The organism is Nonomuraea sp. KM88, from assembly GCF_052245635.1.
Taxonomy (GTDB): Bacteria; Actinomycetota; Actinomycetes; order Streptosporangiales; family Streptosporangiaceae; genus Nonomuraea.
The window spans coordinates 150,977-171,892 of the sequence record NZ_JBQQCC010000010.1; the positions used below are offsets into that span (position 1 = coordinate 150,977).

Here is a 20,916-nt window from a genome sequence, read left to right on the forward strand (position 1 = left end):
GTGAACATCCCTGTCTGGGTCAACGGGGAGCTGATCGACCCCGCTCAGGCCACCGTGTCGGTGTTCGACCACGGGCTGATGGTGGGCGACGGCGTCTTCGAGACCATCAAGATCGTCAAGGGTGAGTCGTTCGCGCTCACCCGGCACCTCGACCGGCTCAGGCTCTCAGCACAGCGCATGGACCTGCCCGAGCCCGACGTCGAGGCCATCGCCGACGGCATCGGCAAGCTCCTGGCCGCCACGACGGCCAACGGGCCCGCCTGGCCGCTCGGCCGCATCCGCGTCACCTACACCAGCGGCCCCGGCCCGCTCGGCTCCGACCGCGGCGACCAGGGCACCACGTCCGTCGTCATCGTCGGCGAGCAGAAGCCGTTCCCGGCCGCCGCCGATGTCACCGTCGTCCCGTGGCCGCGCAACGAGCGCGGCGCCCTGGCCGGCGTCAAGAGCACGTCCTACGGCGACAACGCCAAGGCCCTGCTGTACGCCAAGCAGCGCGGCGGCGGCGAGGCCGTCTTCGGTAACCTCGCGGGCCACCTGTGCGAGGGCACCGGCTCCAACGTCTTCGTCGTGCGCGACGGCCGCCTGCTCACCCCCACCCTGGGGTCCGGCTGCCTGGCGGGCGTCACCAGGGCGCTGGTCCTCGAATGGTGCGGAGCGGAAGAGGCCGACATCCCGCTGACGGCCCTCTACGAAGCCGAGGAGGCCTTCCTCACCTCCACCACCCGCGACGTGCAGCCGATCAGGCGGGTCGACGACACCGAGCTGCCCGTCGCGCCCGGTCCGATCACCATCAAGGCCATGCGGATCTTCGCAGAACGCTCTGCCGCCGACCTCGACCCATGAGCTAAGGTCATGCCTCACAACTGATCGTGTGAGGCATACGTGGCAGTCGATCCGCTCCGCCCGGGAGATCCCGAGGCGGTGGGAGAGTTCCGCATCGTGGGCCGTCTCGGCCAGGGCGGGCAGGGCATCGTCTACCTGGGCGAGTCGCCCGGCTCCGGCCAGGCGGCCGTCAAGGTGATGACCGGCGGGATCGACCGGGCCTTCGCCCGCGAGCTCGCCGCCGCGCGGATGGTCGACGAGTTCTGCACCGCGCGCGTGATCGTGGCCGACCTCGACCACGATCCTCCCTACGTCGCCGCCGAGTACATCGACGGCCCCGCCCTCGCGACGGCCGGGCCGGTGCGTGGCGCCGCGCTGACCCGGCTGGCCATCGGCACCGTCACCGCCCTGGCCGCCATCCACCGGGCCGGCGTGGTGCACAGGGACTTCAAACCCGGCAACGTGCTGCTGGGCCCCGACGGGCCACGGGTGATCGACTTCGGCATCGCCCGGCTGGTGGACGCCACCACGACGGCGGGTTCGCCCTCGGGGACGCCCCCGTACATGTCGCCCGAGCAACTGTCCGGTGACACCGTCGGGCCCGCGGCCGACCTGTTCGCGTGGGGCTCGACCATGACGTTCGCGGCGACGGGTGAGCCGCCGTTCGGGCGCGACACGTTCGCGGCGGTGGCGTACCGGATCCTGCACGGCGAGCCCGCCCTCGGCGGGCTGCCCGAGCCGCTGCGCGGGATCGTGGCGCGCTGCCTGGCCAAGGACCCTTCCGCCCGGCCCGGCGCCCGTACGGTCCTGCTGGAACTTCTCGGCGAGCCCTCGGACCCGCCCGGCGCGAGCGCCGCACCCGCACCGGAGAGCCGCACCCCGGACGACCGGGCCGCCGAGGCGGAGCTCAGCAGGGGAGCGCGGGCGGCTGCGGGCGGAGGGCGAGGCCGGGTGTCGCGGCGGGCGCTGCTGCTCGGGGCGGGCGCGGTCGCGGGTGCGGGGGCCGTGTCGGGAGGCGTGCTGTGGTGGCGCTCGGCCCGGGGCCCGGCATCCGGCGGGCGGGTCGCCGGCCCCGACGCTGCGGGGAGCCCGGACGCGAGCGGCTCCGTGACGTCCACCACCCCCGCGGGCTCGGCGACCCCGGCCGCGCAGGACCGCTCGCCGAGCGCCACCGCGTCACCCGAGCGCACGGTCGTCCCGCCGCGGCCGGAAGGGCAGGACATCGTGATCGCGATGCAGAGCGCGATCACGGTGAAGCCGATGGCGGACCTGACCTTCGACGGCGCCCTGACGCAGAGCGAGTTCGCCGCGAAGGCGCACGGCCGGATCCGGTTCCATCCCGAGGTGAGCTTCAGCCCGCAGAACTGCGCCTACGCCATGACCGTCACCCCCGCCGGCGAGCCCGCGATGGACGTGGCCATGGTGCTGTCCGAGGGCTCCACCGAGCTGTTCGTCGACGGGAAACCGCAAGGGGAGCGCGAGCCGCGTGGCCAGGACTACCTCGACATGGTCGTCACCATGTCGGGAATCGGCGTTATCCTCGACCTGGTGGGGCGCACGGAGCGGGTGGACGCGGCCGGCCTGCGCTACTCCGGCAGCCTGCCGGCGGAGAAGGCGCCCGGCGCGATCCAGGAGCGGCTCGCGGGCATGGCCGCCTGGAAGACGAGCGAGCTCAAAGGCACCAGGATCAACTGGCAGCTGGAACTGGACCGGCAGAACCGTCCCCGGCTCTTCGTGCTCTCCTGGGTGACCGAGGTGCGCGGCACCGAGCTCGCCTCCACCTACTCCACGACGTTCGGGGGCTGGCGGCAGGGGGAGATCGCCGCACCCGGCTAGGGATCCGGACGCGCCACGGGATCGCCTCAGGCGCGTCCTGCGGCGATGATGAGGGACATGGAGACAGCCCCGGTGCCGCCGATCTCCACCATGGGTGCCATCGTCACAGTGGAGCGTGTGCTCGCCCGAACCCCCGCCCTAGCCGTCCTGCTGCCGATGATCCAGGCCTTCGACACCGGCTGCCTGCTGAACATCGACGTCGTGGCCCGCAACGCGGCGGCGCCGCGCGGCCTGGCGCTGCAGCTCGACTCCGCGTTCTCCGGCGAGGAGAGCACGTCGCTGCACATCACGCTGCGCTATCCGGACGGCGTCGAAGTCGCCTCCGACGCCGACCACCACTGCGCGCCGCCGAGCCTTTCCTGGTTTCCCGGCGGCGTGCGCGGCGACGCGACGTTCACCCTCTACCAGACGCCCCTGTGGCTGCATCCGCTGCCGCCGCCGGAGGACTTCGTCCTCACCATGGAGTGGCCGTGGGCCGGTATCGGCCTCGAGATCGTGCGGCTCGACGGCGCCGCCATCGCGGGCGCGGCGGCGCGGTCGAAGCACTGCTGGCCGTCCTGGGGGGCCACCGAGGCGCACTGAACCCTTCAGTAAGACTTCTGCGTCTGTACGTTGAAGTCGTCCATCCTGACCTGCTTGGCCGGGTCGGTGAGCGGATGGTCGATCCGCAGCACGTCGAGGCCCTGGCGCATGTCGCTGGAGTAGATGTAGCCGTTGTAGTAGTACGCGGACCAGGAGCCCACGGTGCCGCCGGTCTCGTCGGGCCCGCGCTCGAAGAAGCCGATCTCCTTCGGGTTGGCGGAGTCGGTGAAGTCCCAGATCGACACCCCGCCCTGGTACCACGACTGGACCATGACGTCCTTGCCCGGCACCGGGATCAGGGAGCCGTTGTGGGCGACGCAGTTCTCGTCCGGCTGCTGCTCCCTCGGGATCTTGAAGTAGCTGCGCCGCTCCAACTGGCCGTTGATCAGGTCGTAGACGGCGTCCGCGCCCTTCGTGGGAGGGGTGTTCCTGTCGCAGGTGGCCATGGCGCCGCCGCCGAGCTCGTCACCGAACACGATCTTGGTGCCGTCGTTGTTGAACGTCGCCGAGTGCCAGATCTGGAAGTTCTCAGGATCGTTCAGCCGCTGGACGACCTTCGGCTCGACCGGGTCGGTGATGTCCATGATCACACCGTCGCCGAAGCAGGCGGCCGCGGCCACGTTCTTCTCCGGGTAGGCGGTGATGTCGTGGCAGCCGGAGCCGCCCTCGCTGTTGGAGCGCTCAGGGAAGAGGTCCGGCTTCGCCGCCATCTTCGCCGACTGCGGGTCCTGCACCGGGATCTCCACGATCTGGATGAGCTCGTGGGGCGGCTGGCAGGTCTCCGACTCGGGCTCCGGGCCCGGCGAGGAGACGTACACGTACAAGGTCTCCCCGGCGGGGACCATCGTGTGCGTGTGGGAGCCGCAGTCGGTCTGGACCGCGCTGACGTATCTGGGGCTCTTCTTGTCGCTGATGTCGAAGATGCGCAGACCTTCCCAGCTGCGGCGGTCATCGCGGGAGTCGCACTCCGGGCCGCTGCGCGGCTCGTCGATCGACAGGATGAGCAGGTCGCCGTAGACGGTGACGTCGTTCTGCTGCGCCGGGCAGGACACCTGGCTGACGATCTGCGGCTGCGTCGGGTCGCTGATGTCGTAGATCGTGAACCCGCCGAAGTTGCCCATGTACGCGTAGTCGCCCTGGAAGGCGAGGTCCGTATTGAGGTCTTCCGAACCGTTTAACGGGGCAGTTCTCGGAATGTTGGCGACGTGTTCCACATTGTCGCTCTTCATCACGCCGTCCGCGGTGGTTTTTGCTGGAGCGCCGGTCTCCTGCGACGACCCTGCGGGCGTTTCGGGCATGCCCCCCAGCGGGACTCCGGCGCACGCGGAGGCCAGCAGCATGACCGTACACAGCAACGCTCCGCGCAGCTTGGCAGAGATCAACGCGCATTCCCCTTCATGTTGTGGCTCAGTATGGAAGCTATGTCAGCAGGTTCGACGCCGCGCACGGTCTTTATCACGGTTCTGACCATATTGGGCCTAAGCGCCTGCTCGCAGCCGTCTGCCCAACCCTCTGCCGTGGGTACGGAGGCGCCGGTCATCGTGCCCGGCAGCCCAGGAGGCCAGGGGCGCACGGCGACACCGGGGGAGCGGCTCGGGCAGACGCCCGCCCCGACCGTGGCCTCCGACGTACGTTTCGCCGAGGCCATGATCCCGCATCATCGCCAGGCTCTGGAAATGACGGCGCTCGTGGAAGACCGCACGACCACGTCCACCATCCGCGCGATCGCCCGCGCGATCGACGCCGCCCAGCTGCCGGAGATCAAGGGCATGACCAACTGGCTTGCCGAGCTGGGCCGCTCCGCCCCGTCGGGACACGACCACGGGGAGGCCGAGGGCTACGGGATGGCGACCGAGCAGCAGCTGAACGCGCTGGGCGCGGCCAAGGGGACCGCCTTCGACCGGTTGTTCCTCCAGCTGATGATCAGACATCACCAGGGGGCGGTGAAGATGGCGGGCGAGCAGCTCGCGACCGGCCGGGACCGGCGCATGCGGCTGCTCGCCAAGGATGTGTACTCGGGTCAGAGCATCGAGATCACCCGCATGAAGCGGGTGCTGGAATCGCTGCCGGCCTAGCTCCGGGGCCTGGGGGTGCTCCGACCGGGGGACACCGGGGGCACGGGGTCGCTCTCGTTCACGAGGTCGCTTCCGGTCACGAGGGCCAGAGCATGTTGGTCAGCTCGCTGTCGAGATCCATGAAGTCGGTCTCGCGGCCCGCGGGCACCTTCTCGTACGTGCGGTGGAGGAACTCCGTGAGCGGGGCCAGCGGCACTTCGAAGAGCGCCTGCCCGAACGGTGACGTGAGACTGATGTGCAGCGTGCGCTCGCCGTCGGCACGGGCGGGCCACACCTGCACGTCGCCGTCGCCGACACGTCGCACGATGCCCACGGTCAACAGTTCGCGAGCAAAGATCCACTCGACCGGCTCGTCGTTCCCTACGTGGAAGGCCATGCGGATGGCGTATGGGTCGTCAGCTGTGTAACTCAACCCGGCGAGCAGGGGGACGGTTGTACGGTCGGGGACCACAAGCCGAAGGCCAAGCTCGGCGGAGACGGTGGTGCTGTTCATCGTCAGCCAAACCTTTTCGTCGTAGGTCCCCTCTACGGGGCTTTCACTGCTCTGACGGACTTCGTCCTGAGCCATGACGCAGGGAACGAAGAAACCCGTAGGAAAGATTCCGCTCCTAGGGCCTTCTGTAACGCACATCACAGCTGGACATTTGGGCATCTACCAGGCTAAACGGCATCAATCGGGTCGTATTTGCAAGGGTTTTGCGTGCGGTGGACCGTGTTCCGGAGGCGTCGGTCATGAACGTTTCTTGCGAAATGATCGCGACCGGTGTCTTCCGGAACACGACTGATGGTATGCCACCGACCCGCCATGCCGATGGGCAACCGCCGCGTTTCACCCGAATCCCTACGGCTGCGCCGATCCGGCCCCCGCCGGCCCCCTCCCGCCGCCCGGCCCACCCTCTTCTGATCACATCGCTTCGCCAGCAGGCGCCAGAGTGCGGTATGGTTTTCCCCGTCGGCACCAAGCGGAGCCGGCAGGGCGGGCGATTAGCTCAGCGGGAGAGCGCTTCGTTCACACCGAAGAGGTCACTGGTTCGATCCCAGTATCGCCCACCAGTTCAGAGGCCGGTTCCACGTCAGGAACCGGCCTTTTGGATCTTCTGAGTGACAAAGTGAGTGACTTACGGCTCCTCGGGGCCGTGGTCCGGAGCGGGGAAGATGCGATCCATGATCGCGACTCCTTCCTGCATCACCGGACGGATCTGCTGACGGTAGACCTTCTCCGTCACCGCCGACCCTCCCGCGTGACCGATCAGGCGAGCGATGTGCTCGATGGGCACGCTGTCAGCGGAGAGCAGTGAGACGAAGCTGTGCCGCATCTCCCGAGGGGTCCACTCGGAACCGACCAGGCCGGCCCTGGTGATGACCCACCGGAACTCGCGACGGACGTTGCCCGCACTCATCGCGGTGCCGTTTCGAGTGGCGAACACCAGACGTGCCTGATCGTCCTTGCCCGGGGGCATTCCACGGGCGTCCAGGTGCTCCCAGAGCACGACCAGGGCGCGGACACACCGATGAGGGAGCTGGAGCGTACGGCGTGGCAGGTCTCGGCACGCTCGCTGCGGTCCAGGTGGTCTGGGATGTCCAACTGGTGTGCCGGGTCCACTCCATGCGACGTTGCCATCCGCAAGGTGAAGTCGCGCAAGGGTCTTAGGGATCTACATCGTAGAGAAGTAGGTATGAGCCTGCGCTGCGAACGCTGACGGGAAGGCTCGCCTGACGCAGGTCAAGAGAGTGGCGGGTCCTTCCGGGCTTGATCCAGGTCGATGGCCCAGATTCACGGCCGCTCGGAGGGCGCCACGCGGTGGTAGCCGAAGAGGACGGCTCTGGACAGCAGCGCTTGCGTCCCGCCTTCGCGCCACGCCTTGCGCCGGCGGGGCACCGACCGACTGGCGAGCCGCTCAACCCGAGCCACCTCGCGCAGAGTCAGGAACGGAGCGGTACCCCGGTAGGGTAGGTGGTGATGCCGTCGAGACGGTGCCGGCCAGGGCGGCGCTGACAGTCATTCCGATGTCGAGCCAGCTCCTGGAGTCATCCAAGGAGTCGTTGGCGAAGTGAACGGCGGCGCCGCCCTGCTTTGCCAGGAATACGGTAGGGGGGTATGGTGTTGTTCTGGGCGATCGACAAGGGGAGGGGTGGACATGGCCGGATACAGCGGTAGCAAGCAGGACCACGCCATGCGGTTGCGCCGTATCGAGGGGCAGGTCCGCGGGCTGCAGCGGATGGTCGAAAACGACAAATACTGCATCGACATCCTGACTCAGGTGTCGGCGGCGACCAGCGCGCTGAAGTCGTTCTCCCTGTCGATGCTCGAAGAGCACCTGGCCCACTGTGTCGCTGAGGCCACGCTGAAGGGCGGGCCGGAGGCTGACGCCAAGGTCAAGGAGGCCTCCGAGGCGATCGCCAGACTCGTGCGTTCCTGACCCTGCCGACCTGAAGGAGAGATCGATATGAGCACCACATCCACCTACACCGTCAAGGGCATGACCTGCGGCCACTGCGTCAGTTCGGTCAAGGAGGAGGTCAGCGAAGTGACCGGGGTCGCCAACGTCGAGGTGGACTTGGCGACCGGGCTGCTGACCGTGGACAGCGACGGCCTTATTGACTCAGCCAAGATCATCGCTGCCGTTGAAGAGGCCGGTTACGAGGTGGCGAACCGGTGAACACCCCAGCCAAGCTCGGCTCATACGTCCTGGGACTGGCCGTCGTTTTCGGCGGTGCTCTGGGCGCGGGCAAGGTGGTGGGACCGGTGGGGACGCCCCCGGCCGAGGACCACGCCGCCATGACAGCGCCCACCGCGAGCGCGAGCGCGGGCCACGGGGAGCACGCCACCGAGCAGGTGAAGGACGATACCCCCGGGGGGCTCCAAGTGTCCGAGAGCGGTTACACCCTTCACCCGCTCACCGCGACGATCAAGCCGGATGAGCCGACCGACTTCCGCTTCTCGGTGACCGGGCCTGACGGTGAGCCGGTCACCGACTACCAGGTTGAGCACGACAAGAAGCTTCACTTCATCGTCGTGTCCCGCGACCTGAGCACCTTCCTGCATCTCCACCCCACCGAAGCAGGTGACGGCGTCTGGTCGGTCAAGCTGACCCTGCCCGGCGCGGGAGCGTACCGGGCCTTCGCCGACTTCGCCCCCACGGGCGGCAAGGCTTTGACGTTGGGCACAGACCTGCTCGTCGCCGGCGATTTCGAGCCGAAGGCGCTGCCGCAGGCCAGCCGTACGGCGAGCGTCGACGGATACGAGGTCACCCTCGACGGCGAGCTGACGCCCGGCCAGTCGAGCAGGCTCACCCTCAAGGTCAGCAAGGACGGCGAGCCGGTCACTGACCTGCAGCCCTACCTCGGCGCCTACGGCCACCTCGTGGCGCTGCGCGCCAGGGACCTTGCCTACTTGCACGTCCATCCCGACGGAGAGCCCGGCGACGGTGAGACCGACCCCGGGCCGGAGATCGTCTTCTACGCCGAAGCGCCCAGCACCGGCGACTACCGGCTGTTCCTCGACTTCCAGCACAAGGGCGAGGTCCGCACCGCGGACTTCACCCTCGGCGCTGGGGAGCGGCCGGCGATCCCGACCTCCACGCCGACGCCCACATCGACCGGGCACGCCGACGACGGCCACAGCCACTGAGCGAGAGAAAGGAGAACGGTGATGACCCAGGTCACCGATGACCGGCAGAACGCGGTCGAGCTCTCGATCGGCGGCATGACCTGCGCCTCGTGCGCCAACCGCATCGAGCGCAAGCTGAACAAGATGGACGGCGTGACCGCGACGGTCAATTACGCGACGGAAAAGGCGAAGGTCACCTTCCCCGAGGACGTCAACCCGCAGCAGCTCATCGCGGAGGTGGAGAAGGCCGGATACACGGCCGCGCTGCCCGCCCCGCCCACAACGGAGGCGGCCGAGCAGGAGCCGGAGGACGAGCTCCAGCCGCTGCGCCACCGCCTCATCACTTCCGTGGTGTTGTCGGTCCCGGTGGTGGCCATGGCGATGATCCCGCCCCTGCAGTTCACGAACTGGCAGTGGTTGTCGCTGGTACTGGCCGCTCCCGTGGTGGCGTATGCGGGCTGGCCCTTCCACAAGGCAGCCTGGACCAACCTGCGCCACGGCGCGGCCACCATGGACACGCTGATCTCGGTCGGCACTCTGGCCGCGCTGGGCTGGTCGCTGTGGGCGCTGTTCGTCGGCACCGCCGGCACGCCCGGCATGACGCACCCGTTCACGTTCACCATCGAGCGCACCGACGGCTCCGGCAACATCTATCTGGAGACGGCCGCCGCGGTGACGGCGTTCATCCTGGCCGGGCGCTACTTCGAGACCCGCTCCAAGCGGCGCGCCGGCTCTGCGCTGAGGGCCTTGCTGGAGCTGGGCGCCAAGGACGTGGAGCTGGCCGACGGCCGGCGCGTGCCGGTCGAGCAGCTCACGGCGGGCGACCGGTTCGTGGTCCGGCCGGGGGAGAAGATCGCTACTGACGGCGTGGTCGAGGAAGGTTCCTCGGCCGTGGACGCCTCGATGCTCACCGGCGAATCCGTCCCGGTCGAGGTCGGCGTGGGCGATGCGGTCACCGGCGCCACCGTGAACGCGGGCGGCAGGCTCATCGTCCGGGCAACCCGGGTCGGCGCCGACACCCAGCTGGCCCAGATGGCCAAGCTGGTCGAGGAGGCGCAGACCGGCAAGGCGCAGGTGCAGCGGCTGGCCGACCGCATCTCCGGCGTCTTCGTGCCGATCGTGATCGCACTCGCCCTCGGTACGCTGGGCTTCTGGCTCGGCACCGGCGACGGTGTCGGGGCGGCCTTCACGGCGGCGGTCGCGGTGCTGATCATCGCCTGCCCGTGCGCACTCGGTCTGGCCACGCCGACTGCGCTGCTGGTCGGGACCGGCCGAGGCGCGCAGCTCGGCATCCTGATCAAGGGGCCGGAGGTGCTGGAGTCCACCCGCAAGATCAATACTGTGGTGCTGGACAAGACCGGCACGGTCACCGAGGGCAGGATGACCCTCACGGCCGTCCACGTGGCCGAGGGGACGAGCGAGGACGAGGTGCTGCGCCTGGCAGGTGCGCTGGAATACGCCTCCGAGCACCCGATCGCCCAGGCCATAGCCAAGGGTGCCGCTGCCCGCGTCGGCGAACTGCCCGCGCCGGAGGATTTCGCCAACGTCGAAGGGCTCGGCGTTCAAGGCATCGTCGACGGCCACGCGGTCCTGGTCGGCCGCCCCCGGCTGCTGGAGGAGTGGTCCCAGCACCTTCCGGCCGACCTGGAACGGGACTTTCACGAGGCCCAAGCCGGCGGCCGCACCGCGGTCGCGGTCGGCTGGGACGGCCAGGCACGGGCGGTGCTCGTGGTGGCCGACGCGGTCAAGCCGACCAGCAAGGAGGCCATCGCCCAGCTCCGTGCCCTCGGTCTCACACCAGTGCTGCTGACCGGCGACAACGAGGCCGTGGCCAAGACCGTCGCGGCCGAGGTGGGCATCGACGAGGTGATCGCCGAGGTGCTGCCCGCAGACAAGGTCGACGTGGTCAAGCGCCTGCAGTCCGAGGGCAAGGTCGTGGCCATGGTCGGTGACGGGGTCAACGACGCTGCCGCGCTGGCCCAGGCCGACCTGGGGCTGGCCATGGGCACCGGCACCGACGCCGCCATAGAGGCGAGCGACCTCACACTGGTACGGGGCGACCTGCGGGTAGCCGCCGACGCCATCCGGCTGTCCCGTAAGACGCTCAGCACGATCAAGGGCAATCTGTTCTGGGCCTTCGCCTACAACGTGGCCGCCCTGCCGCTGGCGGCGCTCGGCTTGCTCAACCCGATGATCGCAGGAGCGGCGATGGCGTTCTCCAGCGTCTTCGTGGTCAGCAACAGTCTGCGCCTGCGGCGCTTCAAGTAGCAGTGCCGGGATGGCTCCACGCCGTACGGCGTGGAGCCATCCTCCTCTTGCTCAGGTGCCGCAGATCGGGTGCGATCGGGAGCAACCTCGACCCGTACCGGTCCGACCGCGCGGCTTCTACGGCCGGCTGTGCTGCCAGACGCAGCACGCATCGACATCCTGACCCAGGTCTCCGCGGCCACCAGCGCACTGAAGTCATTCTCCCTGGCCCTGCCTGAGGAGCACCTTGCCCACTGCGTCTCCGAAGCCACCCGCCAGGGCGGCCCGGATGCCGAGGCGGAAGTCAAGGAGCCCGGCGACGCCGTCGCCAGGCTGGTGCGTTCTCGACCCGCCTTTCGTCACGTAGAGGGCAGGCGCAGCCGTTTGAGCGCGAGGGCGTTGACGGCCACGATCACGCTCGATCCCGACATCGACAGCGCGGCGATCTCAGGCCGAAGCACGAGCCCGAACGCCGGCTCGAACACCCCGGCGGCGACGGGCAGGGCGAGCGCGTTGTAGCCGATGGCCCAGCCCAGGTTCTGCCGCATCTTGCGCAACGTACCCCGGCCAATGCGCAGGGCCGTGGGCACGTCCAGCGGGTCGGAGCGCATCAGCACCACATCGGCGGTTTCGATGGCCACGTCCGTGCCGGCGCCGATGGCGATGCCCAGGTCGGCCTGGGCGAGTGCCGGGGCGTCGTTGACGCCGTCCCCGACCATGGCCACCTTGCGGCTGCCTGCCTGGAGCTCAGCGATCTTGGCCGCCTTGTCTCGCGGGAGCACTTCGGCGATCACGGTGTCGATGCCGAGCTGCCGCGCGATCCGCTCCGCGGTCGCGGCATTGTCTCCCGTGAGCATCACCACCTCGATGCCGAGCTCATGCAGCGTGGCAACGGCAGCAGAGGACGTGTCCCGCGCCGCGTCCGCGATGCCGATGATGCCGGCCACCGTGTTGTCCACGGCGACCACGACGGCGGTGCGGCCGCCCTCGGCCAGTTCCCGCCGCCTGCCCGCCAGTTTCCCGAGCTCCACCCCTTCCCGCTCCAGCAGCCGCCGGTTGCCGACCACGACCTTGCGCCGGTTGACCTGCGCGACAGCGCCGTGTCCGGGGACGTTCTCGAAGTGCTCGGCCCTCATCGGCGCCAAGCCCAGGCCATCCGCATGCCGGACGATCGCCTCGGCCAGCGGATGCTCTGACTCCCGCTCGACGGCAGCGACCAGGCGCAGGAACTCGTCGTCCGGCAGCGTGTCACCTGCCACCACATCGGTGACCTCCGGCTCGCCCTTGGTCAAGGTGCCGGTCTTGTCCATCACCACGACCTGAATGCGGGCCGAGGACTCGAGCGCCATCGCATTCTTGAACAACACCCCACGCTTGGCCCCCAGCCCGGTGCCCACCATGATGGCGGTGGGGGTCGCCAGGCCGAGCGCGTCGGGACAGGTGATGACGACGACCGTGATGGCGAACAGGATCGCGACGCTGAACGGCTGCCCTGCGGCCAGCAGCCAGACCGCGAAGGTGAGGACCCCTCCGATCAATGCCACGAGGACGAGCCAGAACGCCGCCCGGTCGGCCAGCCGCTGCCCCGGCGCCTTGGAGTTCTGCGCCTGCTGGACGAGGTGGACGATCTGTGCCAGGGCGGTGTCGGCTCCCACCTTGGTCGCGCGCACCCTGAGCGTGCCGTTGCGGTTGACGGTGGCACCGATGACGGCAGAACGCGGCTCCTTGTGCACCGGCAGGCTCTCGCCGGTGACCATCGACTCGTCGACCTCGCTCTGACCCTCTTCGACGGTGCCGTCGACCGGAATCTTGGAGCCAGGACGGACCAGCAGGAGGTCGCCGACCATCACCTCGGCGGTCGGGACCTCGACCGGCTGACCATCACGAACAACCGTCGCCTTGGGCGGGGCCAGGTCGAGCAGGGCACGGATGGCGTCGTTGGCGCCGCCCCTCGCCCGCATTTCGAACCAGTGGCCGAGCAGTACGAAGGCGGCCAGGACGGTGGCGGCCTCGTAGAACACCTCGCCGCCGCCGGTGAGCGTGACGACCAGGGAGTACAACCAGCCGGCGCCGACCGCGACCGCGACGAGAACCATCATGTCGAGGGTGCGGGCGCGAAGTGCGCGGACGGCTCCGTCGAAGAAGATCCAGCACGAGTAGAAGATCACCGGCAGGCTGAGCAGCAGCGCCCAGACGTCTTGACGCCATCCGAACGGGACAGGCAGGTCCAGCCCGAACACCTCCGTGCCGATCGGAGACCACAACACGATCGGGATGGAGAAGACCGCGGCCACCAGGAAGCGGTTGCGCATGTCAGTGACCATCGAGGCCATCGACATCTCGGCATGGCCGCCGTGTCCCATCATGTCGTGAGGTGACGCCGCTTCTTCGGCATGCGTTGCGTGATCAGCGGGCGGAGCCTCGACGCTCGCGCCTGGCGGGTCAGGCTCAGCCATGGGATCGCAGATGTGAGAGGGAACCGACTGCCCGGCGCAGTGATAGCCACATTCGGTGATCCACGTACGCAGCTCGGCGAGGGACGTGACGCGCGGATCGAAACGCACCGTCGCCGTCTGGGCGGCAGCGTTGGCCTCGACCTGCAGCACGCCTGGGCGCCGGCCCAGGGTGGCCACGACGACGTTCTGTTCGGAAGCCCAGTGCAGCCCGCTGACGTCAAGGATCGCAGTGCTGCGTTCCTTGTCTTCGCCAGGTCGCGCAGGGACGTAGTCGCTCATGGTTGTCACCTCCCACAGAGCTCTACTTCACGATGGCTCATCGTAGAACCGGTACCCGCTAAGGCTTTGGTCAGTCCGGAGGTGCTGCATACGGCAATGGGCTGTACTACTGCGGCTGATCGTAGATGTGCTTAGGGCGCCTCGATTGCTGGGTAGGGCCGTCACTCGCGACGGGAGGAACATGACTTCACAGGTTGCGGAGATGCTTTCCGCGTATCCACAGGACCTCGGCCACGTCGACAAGGAGAAGTCCGGAGGCGGACCAGGTCTTCCCGGAGTCCTGGCTGATGTGGATTCGGCCCTCGGCTCCCGCTCCCACGAGCGCGTCGCCTGCGAGGACGTCGATGTGGCTGAGGAGGGGGGCTTTCGTGACCTTGCTGTAGTGCAGCCCGCCGTTGGTGCTGACCTTCAGCCCGTCGGGTGTGGTGGCGTAGACGCGTGACGGCTGCTCGGCGCTGGCTCCAAGGTCGATCACCTTCTCCTCGGTGCCCTTCGACCAGGTGGTGCCGCCGTCGATGCTGCGCCATACCTTAGACGTCTGGCTGTCGTAGGCGTACAAGTTGCCGCCGGCGGGCTGGATGGAATGGAAGTCGGCGGAGCCGTCCTCCGACAGCGTCTTCCAGGTGCGTCCGGAGTCCGTCGACTTGACAAGGCCGAGGTGGGGCGGGTGTTCCGGCGAGACGTCCTCGGGCGAGGGGTGTCCGCTGGCCAGGAACGTCTTCGGGCCGGTGATGGCGAAGCCCATGTGGTCTTGGTCGTGGACTCGAGCTCTCCTAGGCCACGCACCATGTGACAGTCCCTCCACCCGGGTCTGTTCAAATGCTACCGGCGATCGTAGAAGCGTGGCCTCAGCGTGTCTTCTCGTCACACCAGGGAAGCCAGGCGATCGCCCGCCAGGATGGCGCGTTTGACGCGGATCAGGTCCTTGGGCGCGTTCACCGCGACGGCGCCTACCAGAGCGCCGTCCTTGGCGAAGGCGACGGCGAACCGCCCCTCGCGCGGGTCGCCGGTCACGACGCGGGTCTCGTCCGCCAGGTGCGGCAGGCCGGCCGTCTGGATGCGGGCGCCGTGCACGTGGGTGGCGAAGGACGGCAGGTCGGCGAAGGGCTTGGCGTTGTCCGGACCGGCCAGCAGGTTGAGCGCCGCGGCGGCGCCCTGGTCGTTGGCGTTCGACCAGTGTTCGACGCGTACCATGGCGCCGCCGTACAGGCTGTGCGGCCAGCGTGCCACGTCACCCGCGGCGACCACGTCCTCCGCTCCCGACGCGAACAGGCGCTCGTCGCAGACCACCCCGTCGCTCAGCGTCAGCCCGCTGCCTTCCAGCCAGTCGGTGTTCGGGACGACGCCCATGCCCGCGATGACCAGGTCGGCGGGCAGCGTCCGGCCGTCGCTCAATCGCACGCCCGTTACCCTGCCGTTCCGGTCGAAGCCGGTCACGCGGGTCTCGGTGACGAGTTCGACGCCGTTGTCCCGGTGATGGGCGGCCAGCCAGCGTGCGGTCTCGGCGCCGACGACCTTCTCCATCGGGTGCGGCGACGTGTCCACGAGGGTGACGCCGAGCCCGAGGGCTCGAGCGGTCGAGGCGACCTCTCCTCCGATGAAGCCACCGCCGATCACGACGACGTCGCCGGGTCCTGCGGCCAGTTCGGCGCGCAGCGCCAGGGAATCCTCGACGGTGCGCAGGGTGTACACGCCGTCGGGGGTGTCCGGCAGGTGGCGTGGGCGGGCGCCGGTGGCGATGACCAGGCCGTCGTAGCGAATTTCCGAGGCATCGTCCAGGATGAGCCGGCGCTGAGACGGGGCCAGCCGTACGGCATGGCGGCCCTGTAGCCAGCGGTTGCCGAGCTCCTCGGCGCCTGGGAGAGTGACCTCGTCATCGCCCCTGAGCATGCTCTTGGACAGCGGGGGACGATTGTAGGGAAGGTGCTTCTCAGCCCCTACCAGGGTGATCGTGCCGTCGAAGCCCTCACGTCGCAGAGCCTGAAACGCACGAAAGCCAGCCAGCGAAGCTCCGACGATGGCGATGGAGTTGAGCTCTCTCATGAGGGACGACCATACCCCTAAGGGGTATATGTGTGAACGTGATTTAGATCTCATATACCCATAGGGGGTTACGGTTGTCAGAGAAGCTGCGCTGCCGTATGGTCAACTCGCCCGTATACCTAATAGGGGTATTTGTCGAGGGGAGTCATGATGAGCAATGCGACCTACACCGTAAGTGGGATGACCTGTGGCCACTGTGTGGGCACCGTGAAGGCCGAAGTCGGCAAGATCGCCGGTGTCACTGCGGTCGATGTCGACCTGGCCACCGGCCAGGTAACCGTGACGGGGAACGAGCCGATCGAGGAAACTCTTGTGCGCGATGCCGTAGAAGAAGCGGGCTACGAGCTGGTCTCCGCCTGACCGGGCCTCGAAGAGGGCTCTGGCGGGAGAGCCGCGGTGAACGGCTGACGGCCGGGTGTCGTGCATCTGTGTGTGCCGGCACCCGGCCGGCTCCTGGCAGGTGCTACGAGCCGCACTAGTACACCGGCAAGTGCCGTGACATGCCTTCGTTCCCGCCCCTGAGATGCCCGGGTTCGACCCCACGGACGTCTGCCTGGCCGTGCTCGTGTCGTTCGTGGTCCTGCTGCTGATGGCCGCCTGGACGAAAGCGGGCCGACGGAGCAGCGCCAAGGGCTTGACACGATCCTCCATCAGGCATGGCGCCCGGCCTCCGCCGAAGCTCACGTCTCAACGTCTGGCAAGTCTCTCGATGTTGCGCATATAAGCCGATGACAAGTGCGGACAAGCAACGACGCGGATGTCATGTTCGCGCAGATGATGATTCCGCACCACGAGCAGGCCGTCGAGATGGCCGATCTCGCACCGGCGCGTGCAGCCGATCCGGAGATCAAGGAGCTCGCGGTCAAGATCAAGGCTGCCCAGGATCCGGAGATTCGCACCATGAAGGGCTGGCTGACGGGGTGGGGCAAGGCCGCGCTGGAGGGCGGCATGGGACACGACATGCCCGGCGTCATGTCCGAGAAGGAGATGACCAAGCAAGGCGGCCAAGGGCACGGACTTCGACAAGCTGTTCGCGCAGCAGATGATCGCCCACCACAAGGGTGCGATCGAGATGGCCCGCACCCAGCAGGCCGGTGGGTCGAACCCGCAGGCCAGAGAGTTGGCGGCAACCATAGAGACCACGCAGCAGGCCGAGGTGGAGGAACTGCAGAAGATCCTCGACCGGCTCTGATTTCATGACCCGTCCGAGCGCGATGGACGCCCGGACGGGTCATGTCCCGCGAGGTCGGGTGACGCCGATAGGAGCGCCTGGTGGCGTGATGTCCGTCCGCATTGGGACGTCCGGGAAGTGGACCAGCGTGACCGCCTGGTTGCCGCTGGCCGCGAGCGCCTCCCGCATGAGGAGAGGTGCGTCTGGATGCGGGCAAGCCTGGCCCTGCACCGACCGCCCGGCCCCGCCAAGGGCGGAGATGACGGTGACCACGTTGAGCAGTAGCAGACCGTCGGCGCCGAGCCGCTTAACCCGTATCAGCGTTCATCGCGACCTCGGCTTCCACGTGCGCGCCTTCAAAGGCCATCGCCTGCTCGAACGGGGCGGCACGGGCGACTGGCGTGCGCAGCGCGAGCGCTCAGCAGACCGGCCGCCCACCTGACGGGGCGCTCCGGCCGCAGTGGCCTGCGCGGCCCGCCGCGGATCGAGATCAGTGGTGATAGGCGTGTACGACTGCGTGGCCCTTGCCCCGGCCGATGATCCACTTGTTGATCGGGGTGGTGACCAGGAAGGCCACCAGCAACGCGAAGGCGAGGGCTCCCCAGAACAGGCCGGAGGTCAACGTGGCGTCCATGGCGCCGGGGACGGCGAGCATCACGCCGTTGTCCACGATCTCCATCACGAGGATCGACGCGGTGTCGGCGGCCAGCGCTAGCTTGATCGCAGCGCGCCAGCTCACGCCGGCCCGGCGCAGCGGCAGCAAGGTGAGCAGGTAGCCGAAGAAGAAGGCCAGCACCACGGCCAGGGCGATGGAGGGAGCGGTGCTCCAGCCTAGCCAGGTTGCGATGACCAGCCCCAGCACCTCGCCGATGGCGCACCCGGTTAGGCAGTGCAACGTGGCTGAGGCGGCCATCGACCATGACGCCTTGCCCGTGTGTCCCTGGTGCGTTCCCTGGGTGGGGTGGTGTTGGGCATGCACGGCGCGCTGGTCCTGCGTGGGCGGGTTCTGCTCAGCCATCGGCCCCTCCTCAACGGTATGGGTTAGAGGTCATTCATCCCGAAGCTATACCCCCCTTGGGTATGTGGCAAGTGAGACTGGCGGAGAGGGCTGCATGCTGGCGTGGCACGGCATCTCCGCGGCGAAACCTGGACTGGGAGAGTTGCGGCTGGGCCGGCGTGTGACTGGCTGCGGCGAAGCGGCAGGGTGTCGTGAAGTGGTGCGGGTCCGAAGGGCTACCGCATAGGTGCGCACAGAAGCGGGCGGGGCGGGAGTGGACTGTGTGCCTGGCCGCGGTAGTGAGTGTGAAAGCGTGCGGGGAAGTCGTGTGGGCTTCGAGGCGTCGCGGAACAGGGGCAGGACTGGGGAGGGCTCGGTGAGGTGGCGGGAATGCCTCTCGTCGATATACCCTTAGGGGGTATAAATGGAGCTAAGGAGATCGTATGCGACGCCTTACCGCGCTGGAGCCCGCCGAAGCACCCGGGAAATCCCGTGAGCTCCTGGAGGACATCGTCGTCAGGAGGGGCGGTGTGGGAGCCATGGTCGCCACCATGGCTCATTCGCCGGCCCTGTTGCAGGGCTACCTGGAGCTGTCCCGTGCCATGAAGCGCGTCAAGTTGCCTCGTGCTCTCAGCGAGAAGATCTCGCTCGCCGTGCAGGAGTGGATCGGCTGCGCCTACTGCCTGGAAGCACACACGGAGGCGGCACGTGCGGCAGGGCTGAGCGAGAGCGACATCGCACTCGCTCGTCAGGGATCGGCCACGGACACGCGCGAGGCGGCCCTCATCGCGATGGCGGTCCGTATTCTGGCCGAGCCGTCCTCCATCGGCGACGACGATGTGGCGGAGCTGCGCGCACATGGCTGGAGTGACAGGATCATCGCCGAGATCCCGGGATTGGTCGCCCTGAACCAGCTCACCGGCACGTTCAACCTCCTCGCCGGGCTCGAACCCGCGGCGCCGGAAGCCTAGGGGCGGCCTGCGCGACGCGGGGCGGTCAGCATCGCCTGGAAGTCCGCGTAACTGGCGAAGTCCTCGTGGTCGCAGGTCAACGCGCAGTCGATGCGTTCTGGCGACGCTTGGGCCCGGGCGACGCGCCCGAACCAGGCTCCGGCGGTGGCGATGGAGGATCTCGCGGCGGGCGGTGGGCTCCGGGGCGGTGAACATCTCGCGGAGGTCCTCCCAAGCGATGCCCGCTTCCCTGGCGCGGAGGACCACCGCGATTCGGTACAAATCGATGCGGCTGTAGCGGCGCCGGCCACCCTCGGCGCGGGCGGGGGCGAGCAGCGATCCCGGATGGATCACCAGTCTTGACCGGGCTCTGGTGCCGTGATGCGTGCAATGCCCTTCGTCATCCCCCGCACCACGGATGGCTCAGGACTGATGAGGTTGGTTCTGCCGGTTCGTGCGGCCGGGTGTCAACAGCGCGGCGGCGACGGCGCCGACCGCCGCTGCGGCGGCCGCCACGATGAACCCGTTGGTGAAGCCGCTCAGCGTGGTCCCGACCAGGCTCGCGGCTGCGACGCTCGACACGACCGCGGCTCCGATGGAGGCGCCGAACTCGTGGAAGGTGCTCACGATGCCGGAGGCGATCCCGGCTTCATGGGGCGCCACCTGCCCGAGCGCGGTCGCTGAGGCGATGACGAACATCGCGCCGGTGCCCGCCGCCGCGACGGCCACGCCGAGCACGACGCTGACCGTGTTCATCGACACCGCCGGTACGGCCAGGCCGATCGCCGCGACCGTCAGGCCCGCGACGGCCAGCCGGCGTCCACCCCATCGGCCGAGCATGCGTCCGGTCAGATTGGCGCCGAGCATCGTCGCCAGCGCCACCGGCAGGAACAGCAGCCCTGCCTGCAAGGCGCCGTATCCGACAGCGTGCTGGAAGTAGAAGGTGCCCAGGAAGAACACGGCGATCATCAGCGCCGTTGCCATCAGGATGAGGAAAGCGCCGGTCGCCACAGGCCGCCTGGCCAGCATCCGGACGTCCATCAGGGGTGACCGGGCCCGCCGCTGCCAGAGCACGAACAGCACATAGCCCACGGCGGCCGCCAGGACGAGCCATCCGGTGAGCGCGCTGAGCCAGCCCCGCTCGCCTGCGGCGATGAGGGCGTAGATCAACGACGCGGAGGAGGACGTCACCAGAATCGCGCCGAGGGCGTCGAGCCTTGGCCGGTCGGCGGACGTGGCCGGCCGGGCCGGCAGCAGAGCGGCGAGCACTGCGGCGATCACGAGCCCGATGGGCACGTTGACATAGAAGACCCATGACCATCCTGGGCCTGCGGTGAGCAGGCCGCCGAGGAGGACACCGAGGGCGGCGCCACCGCCGCCCAGCGCGGACCAGACGCCCAGAGCCTTGTTCCGCTCCTCTCCGTCGAACAGCGCCACCACCAGCGACAAGGCGGAGGGCGACAGGAGCGCCGCCCCGACGCCCTGCGCCACGCGACCGCCCACCAGCATGCCCGCGGACCCGGCCAGCCCGGTGACCAGCGATGCGACGGCGAACAGAAGCAGTCCGGCGAGCACGACCGGCTTGGCTCCTACGAGGTCCGTGATCCGTCCGCCGAGCAGCATCAGTCCGCCGAAGGTGAGCGTGTAGGCGCTGACCGTCCAGGTCAGCGCCTCGCGGCCGAGTTCGAGGTCCGTCCCGATGTGGGGCAGTGCTATGGCCACGACGGTGACGTCGAGGATCAGCATGAGCTGGGCCACCCCGAGGAAACCAAGGATGTGCCACCGGGCCGGATGCGGCTCCTGGGGTGAGACCTGCCGTACTTCTGGTTGGGCCATCAGTTCTCCTCC

Annotated in this window: 20 protein-coding genes, 1 tRNA gene and 2 pseudogenes; 13 read left to right on the forward strand and 10 right to left on the reverse strand. The window is 68.6% G+C overall.

The annotated features are described in order from the left end of the window. Genes ACTWPV_RS27980 through ACTWPV_RS27990 form a run of 3 tightly spaced genes read left to right on the forward strand, consistent with a single transcriptional unit; the run spans position 1 to position 3,240 of the window. Positions 1-843 (forward strand): aminotransferase class IV, encoded by an 843-nt coding sequence (locus ACTWPV_RS27980; protein WP_443154072.1) that lies wholly within the window; start codon positions 1-3, stop codon positions 841-843. Between the two features lie 39 nt (positions 844-882). Further along, entirely contained in the window at positions 883-2,658 is a 1,776-nt protein-coding gene (locus tag ACTWPV_RS27985; protein WP_443154073.1) for a protein kinase domain-containing protein, read from the forward strand. Between the two features lie 57 nt (positions 2,659-2,715). Beyond that, positions 2,716-3,240, forward strand: coding sequence for a hypothetical protein (locus tag ACTWPV_RS27990; RefSeq protein ID WP_443154074.1), 525 nt, complete (start codon positions 2,716-2,718; stop codon positions 3,238-3,240). 5 nt (positions 3,241-3,245) lie between these two features. On the opposite strand, the gene ACTWPV_RS27995 is transcribed toward ACTWPV_RS27990, so the two are convergent. After that, on the reverse strand, positions 3,246-4,622 hold the full coding sequence (locus tag ACTWPV_RS27995) for an LVIVD repeat-containing protein (RefSeq protein WP_443154075.1): 1,377 nt from the start codon (positions 4,620-4,622) through the stop codon (positions 3,246-3,248). 135 nt (positions 4,623-4,757) lie between these two features. Here ACTWPV_RS27995 and ACTWPV_RS28000 point away from each other — a divergent pair, with 135 nt between their 5' ends. Beyond that, positions 4,758-5,315 (forward strand): DUF305 domain-containing protein, encoded by a 558-nt coding sequence (locus ACTWPV_RS28000; RefSeq protein WP_443154076.1) that lies wholly within the window; start codon positions 4,758-4,760, stop codon positions 5,313-5,315. Between the two features lie 76 nt (positions 5,316-5,391). Here ACTWPV_RS28000 and ACTWPV_RS28005 read toward each other — a convergent pair whose 3' ends face one another. Then, complete coding sequence (locus tag ACTWPV_RS28005) at positions 5,392-5,808, reverse strand: SsgA family sporulation/cell division regulator (protein WP_132341648.1); 417 nt, start codon at positions 5,806-5,808, stop codon at positions 5,392-5,394. Positions 5,809-6,293: 485 nt separating this feature from the next. Here ACTWPV_RS28005 and ACTWPV_RS28010 point away from each other — a divergent pair. Next, positions 6,294-6,368, forward strand: a tRNA-Val gene (locus ACTWPV_RS28010). A 65-nt stretch (positions 6,369-6,433) separates the two neighbouring features. Here ACTWPV_RS28010 and ACTWPV_RS28015 read toward each other — a convergent pair. Next, the gene (locus ACTWPV_RS28015) at positions 6,434-6,775 is read right to left on the reverse strand and encodes a tyrosine-type recombinase/integrase (protein WP_443154212.1); all 342 of its coding nucleotides are present in this window, start codon (positions 6,773-6,775) and stop codon (positions 6,434-6,436) included. 314 nt (positions 6,776-7,089) lie between these two features. Next, complete coding sequence (locus ACTWPV_RS28020; RefSeq protein ID WP_443154077.1) at positions 7,090-7,227, reverse strand: hypothetical protein; 138 nt, start codon at positions 7,225-7,227, stop codon at positions 7,090-7,092. Between the two features lie 226 nt (positions 7,228-7,453). On the opposite strand from ACTWPV_RS28020, the gene ACTWPV_RS28025 reads away from it, so the two are divergent. From ACTWPV_RS28025 to ACTWPV_RS28045, 5 genes and pseudogenes are all read left to right on the forward strand, one after another. Beyond that, positions 7,454-7,735 (forward strand): metal-sensitive transcriptional regulator, encoded by a 282-nt coding sequence (locus ACTWPV_RS28025; RefSeq protein ID WP_347643866.1) that lies wholly within the window; start codon positions 7,454-7,456, stop codon positions 7,733-7,735. A gap of 27 nt (positions 7,736-7,762) precedes the next feature. Continuing rightward, the gene (locus ACTWPV_RS28030; protein ID WP_443154078.1) at positions 7,763-7,975 is read left to right on the forward strand and encodes a heavy-metal-associated domain-containing protein; all 213 of its coding nucleotides are present in this window, start codon (positions 7,763-7,765) and stop codon (positions 7,973-7,975) included. Beyond that, positions 7,972-8,946 (forward strand): hypothetical protein, encoded by a 975-nt coding sequence (locus tag ACTWPV_RS28035; protein ID WP_443154079.1) that lies wholly within the window; start codon positions 7,972-7,974, stop codon positions 8,944-8,946. The genes ACTWPV_RS28030 and ACTWPV_RS28035 overlap by 4 nt, the downstream gene beginning before the upstream one ends. 21 nt (positions 8,947-8,967) lie before the next feature. Continuing rightward, the gene (locus ACTWPV_RS28040) at positions 8,968-11,193 is read left to right on the forward strand and encodes a heavy metal translocating P-type ATPase (protein ID WP_443154080.1); all 2,226 of its coding nucleotides are present in this window, start codon (positions 8,968-8,970) and stop codon (positions 11,191-11,193) included. 129 nt (positions 11,194-11,322) lie between these two features. Beyond that, positions 11,323-11,469, forward strand: a pseudogene (locus ACTWPV_RS28045) (metal-sensing transcriptional repressor); the annotation flags it as partial. A 62-nt stretch (positions 11,470-11,531) separates the two neighbouring features. Here the strand turns inward: ACTWPV_RS28045 and ACTWPV_RS28050 are convergent. The 3 genes from ACTWPV_RS28050 to ACTWPV_RS28060 form a co-directional block, all read right to left on the reverse strand. Next, positions 11,532-13,907: a heavy metal translocating P-type ATPase gene (locus tag ACTWPV_RS28050; protein ID WP_443154081.1), complete on the reverse strand. Its 2,376-nt coding sequence runs from the start codon at positions 13,905-13,907 to the stop codon at positions 11,532-11,534. Between the two features lie 187 nt (positions 13,908-14,094). Then, positions 14,095-14,652 carry a WD40/YVTN/BNR-like repeat-containing protein gene (locus ACTWPV_RS28055; protein ID WP_443154082.1) on the reverse strand — a complete coding sequence of 186 codons (558 nt, stop codon included), beginning with the start codon at positions 14,650-14,652 and terminating at the stop codon, positions 14,095-14,097. Between the two features lie 119 nt (positions 14,653-14,771). Next, positions 14,772-15,950 (reverse strand): NAD(P)/FAD-dependent oxidoreductase, encoded by a 1,179-nt coding sequence (locus ACTWPV_RS28060; RefSeq protein WP_443154083.1) that lies wholly within the window; start codon positions 15,948-15,950, stop codon positions 14,772-14,774. Positions 15,951-16,097: 147 nt separating this feature from the next. On the opposite strand from ACTWPV_RS28060, the gene ACTWPV_RS28065 reads away from it, so the two are divergent. Both ACTWPV_RS28065 and ACTWPV_RS28070 read left to right on the forward strand, forming a co-directional pair. Further along, on the forward strand, positions 16,098-16,310 hold the full coding sequence (locus ACTWPV_RS28065; protein WP_443154084.1) for a heavy-metal-associated domain-containing protein: 213 nt from the start codon (positions 16,098-16,100) through the stop codon (positions 16,308-16,310). Between the two features lie 402 nt (positions 16,311-16,712). Then, a complete protein-coding gene (locus tag ACTWPV_RS28070) occupies positions 16,713-17,150 on the forward strand; it encodes a DUF305 domain-containing protein (RefSeq protein ID WP_443154085.1) in 438 nt (145 codons plus the stop codon). 461 nt (positions 17,151-17,611) lie between these two features. Here ACTWPV_RS28070 and ACTWPV_RS28075 read toward each other — a convergent pair whose 3' ends face one another. Next, positions 17,612-18,139: a DUF4396 domain-containing protein gene (locus tag ACTWPV_RS28075; protein ID WP_443154086.1), complete on the reverse strand. Its 528-nt coding sequence runs from the start codon at positions 18,137-18,139 to the stop codon at positions 17,612-17,614. A 422-nt stretch (positions 18,140-18,561) separates the two neighbouring features. Here ACTWPV_RS28075 and ACTWPV_RS28080 point away from each other — a divergent pair, with 422 nt between their 5' ends. Further along, a complete protein-coding gene (locus ACTWPV_RS28080) occupies positions 18,562-19,089 on the forward strand; it encodes a carboxymuconolactone decarboxylase family protein (RefSeq protein WP_443154087.1) in 528 nt (175 codons plus the stop codon). A 198-nt stretch (positions 19,090-19,287) separates the two neighbouring features. On the opposite strand, the pseudogene ACTWPV_RS28085 reads toward ACTWPV_RS28080, so the two are convergent. Together ACTWPV_RS28085 and ACTWPV_RS28090 are read right to left on the reverse strand one after the other, a co-directional pair. Next, positions 19,288-19,422, reverse strand: a pseudogene (locus tag ACTWPV_RS28085) (MerR family transcriptional regulator); the annotation flags it as partial. A gap of 69 nt (positions 19,423-19,491) precedes the next feature. Further along, the gene (locus ACTWPV_RS28090) at positions 19,492-20,904 is read right to left on the reverse strand and encodes an MFS transporter (protein WP_443154088.1); all 1,413 of its coding nucleotides are present in this window, start codon (positions 20,902-20,904) and stop codon (positions 19,492-19,494) included. Positions 20,905-20,916: the final 12 nt, after the last annotated feature.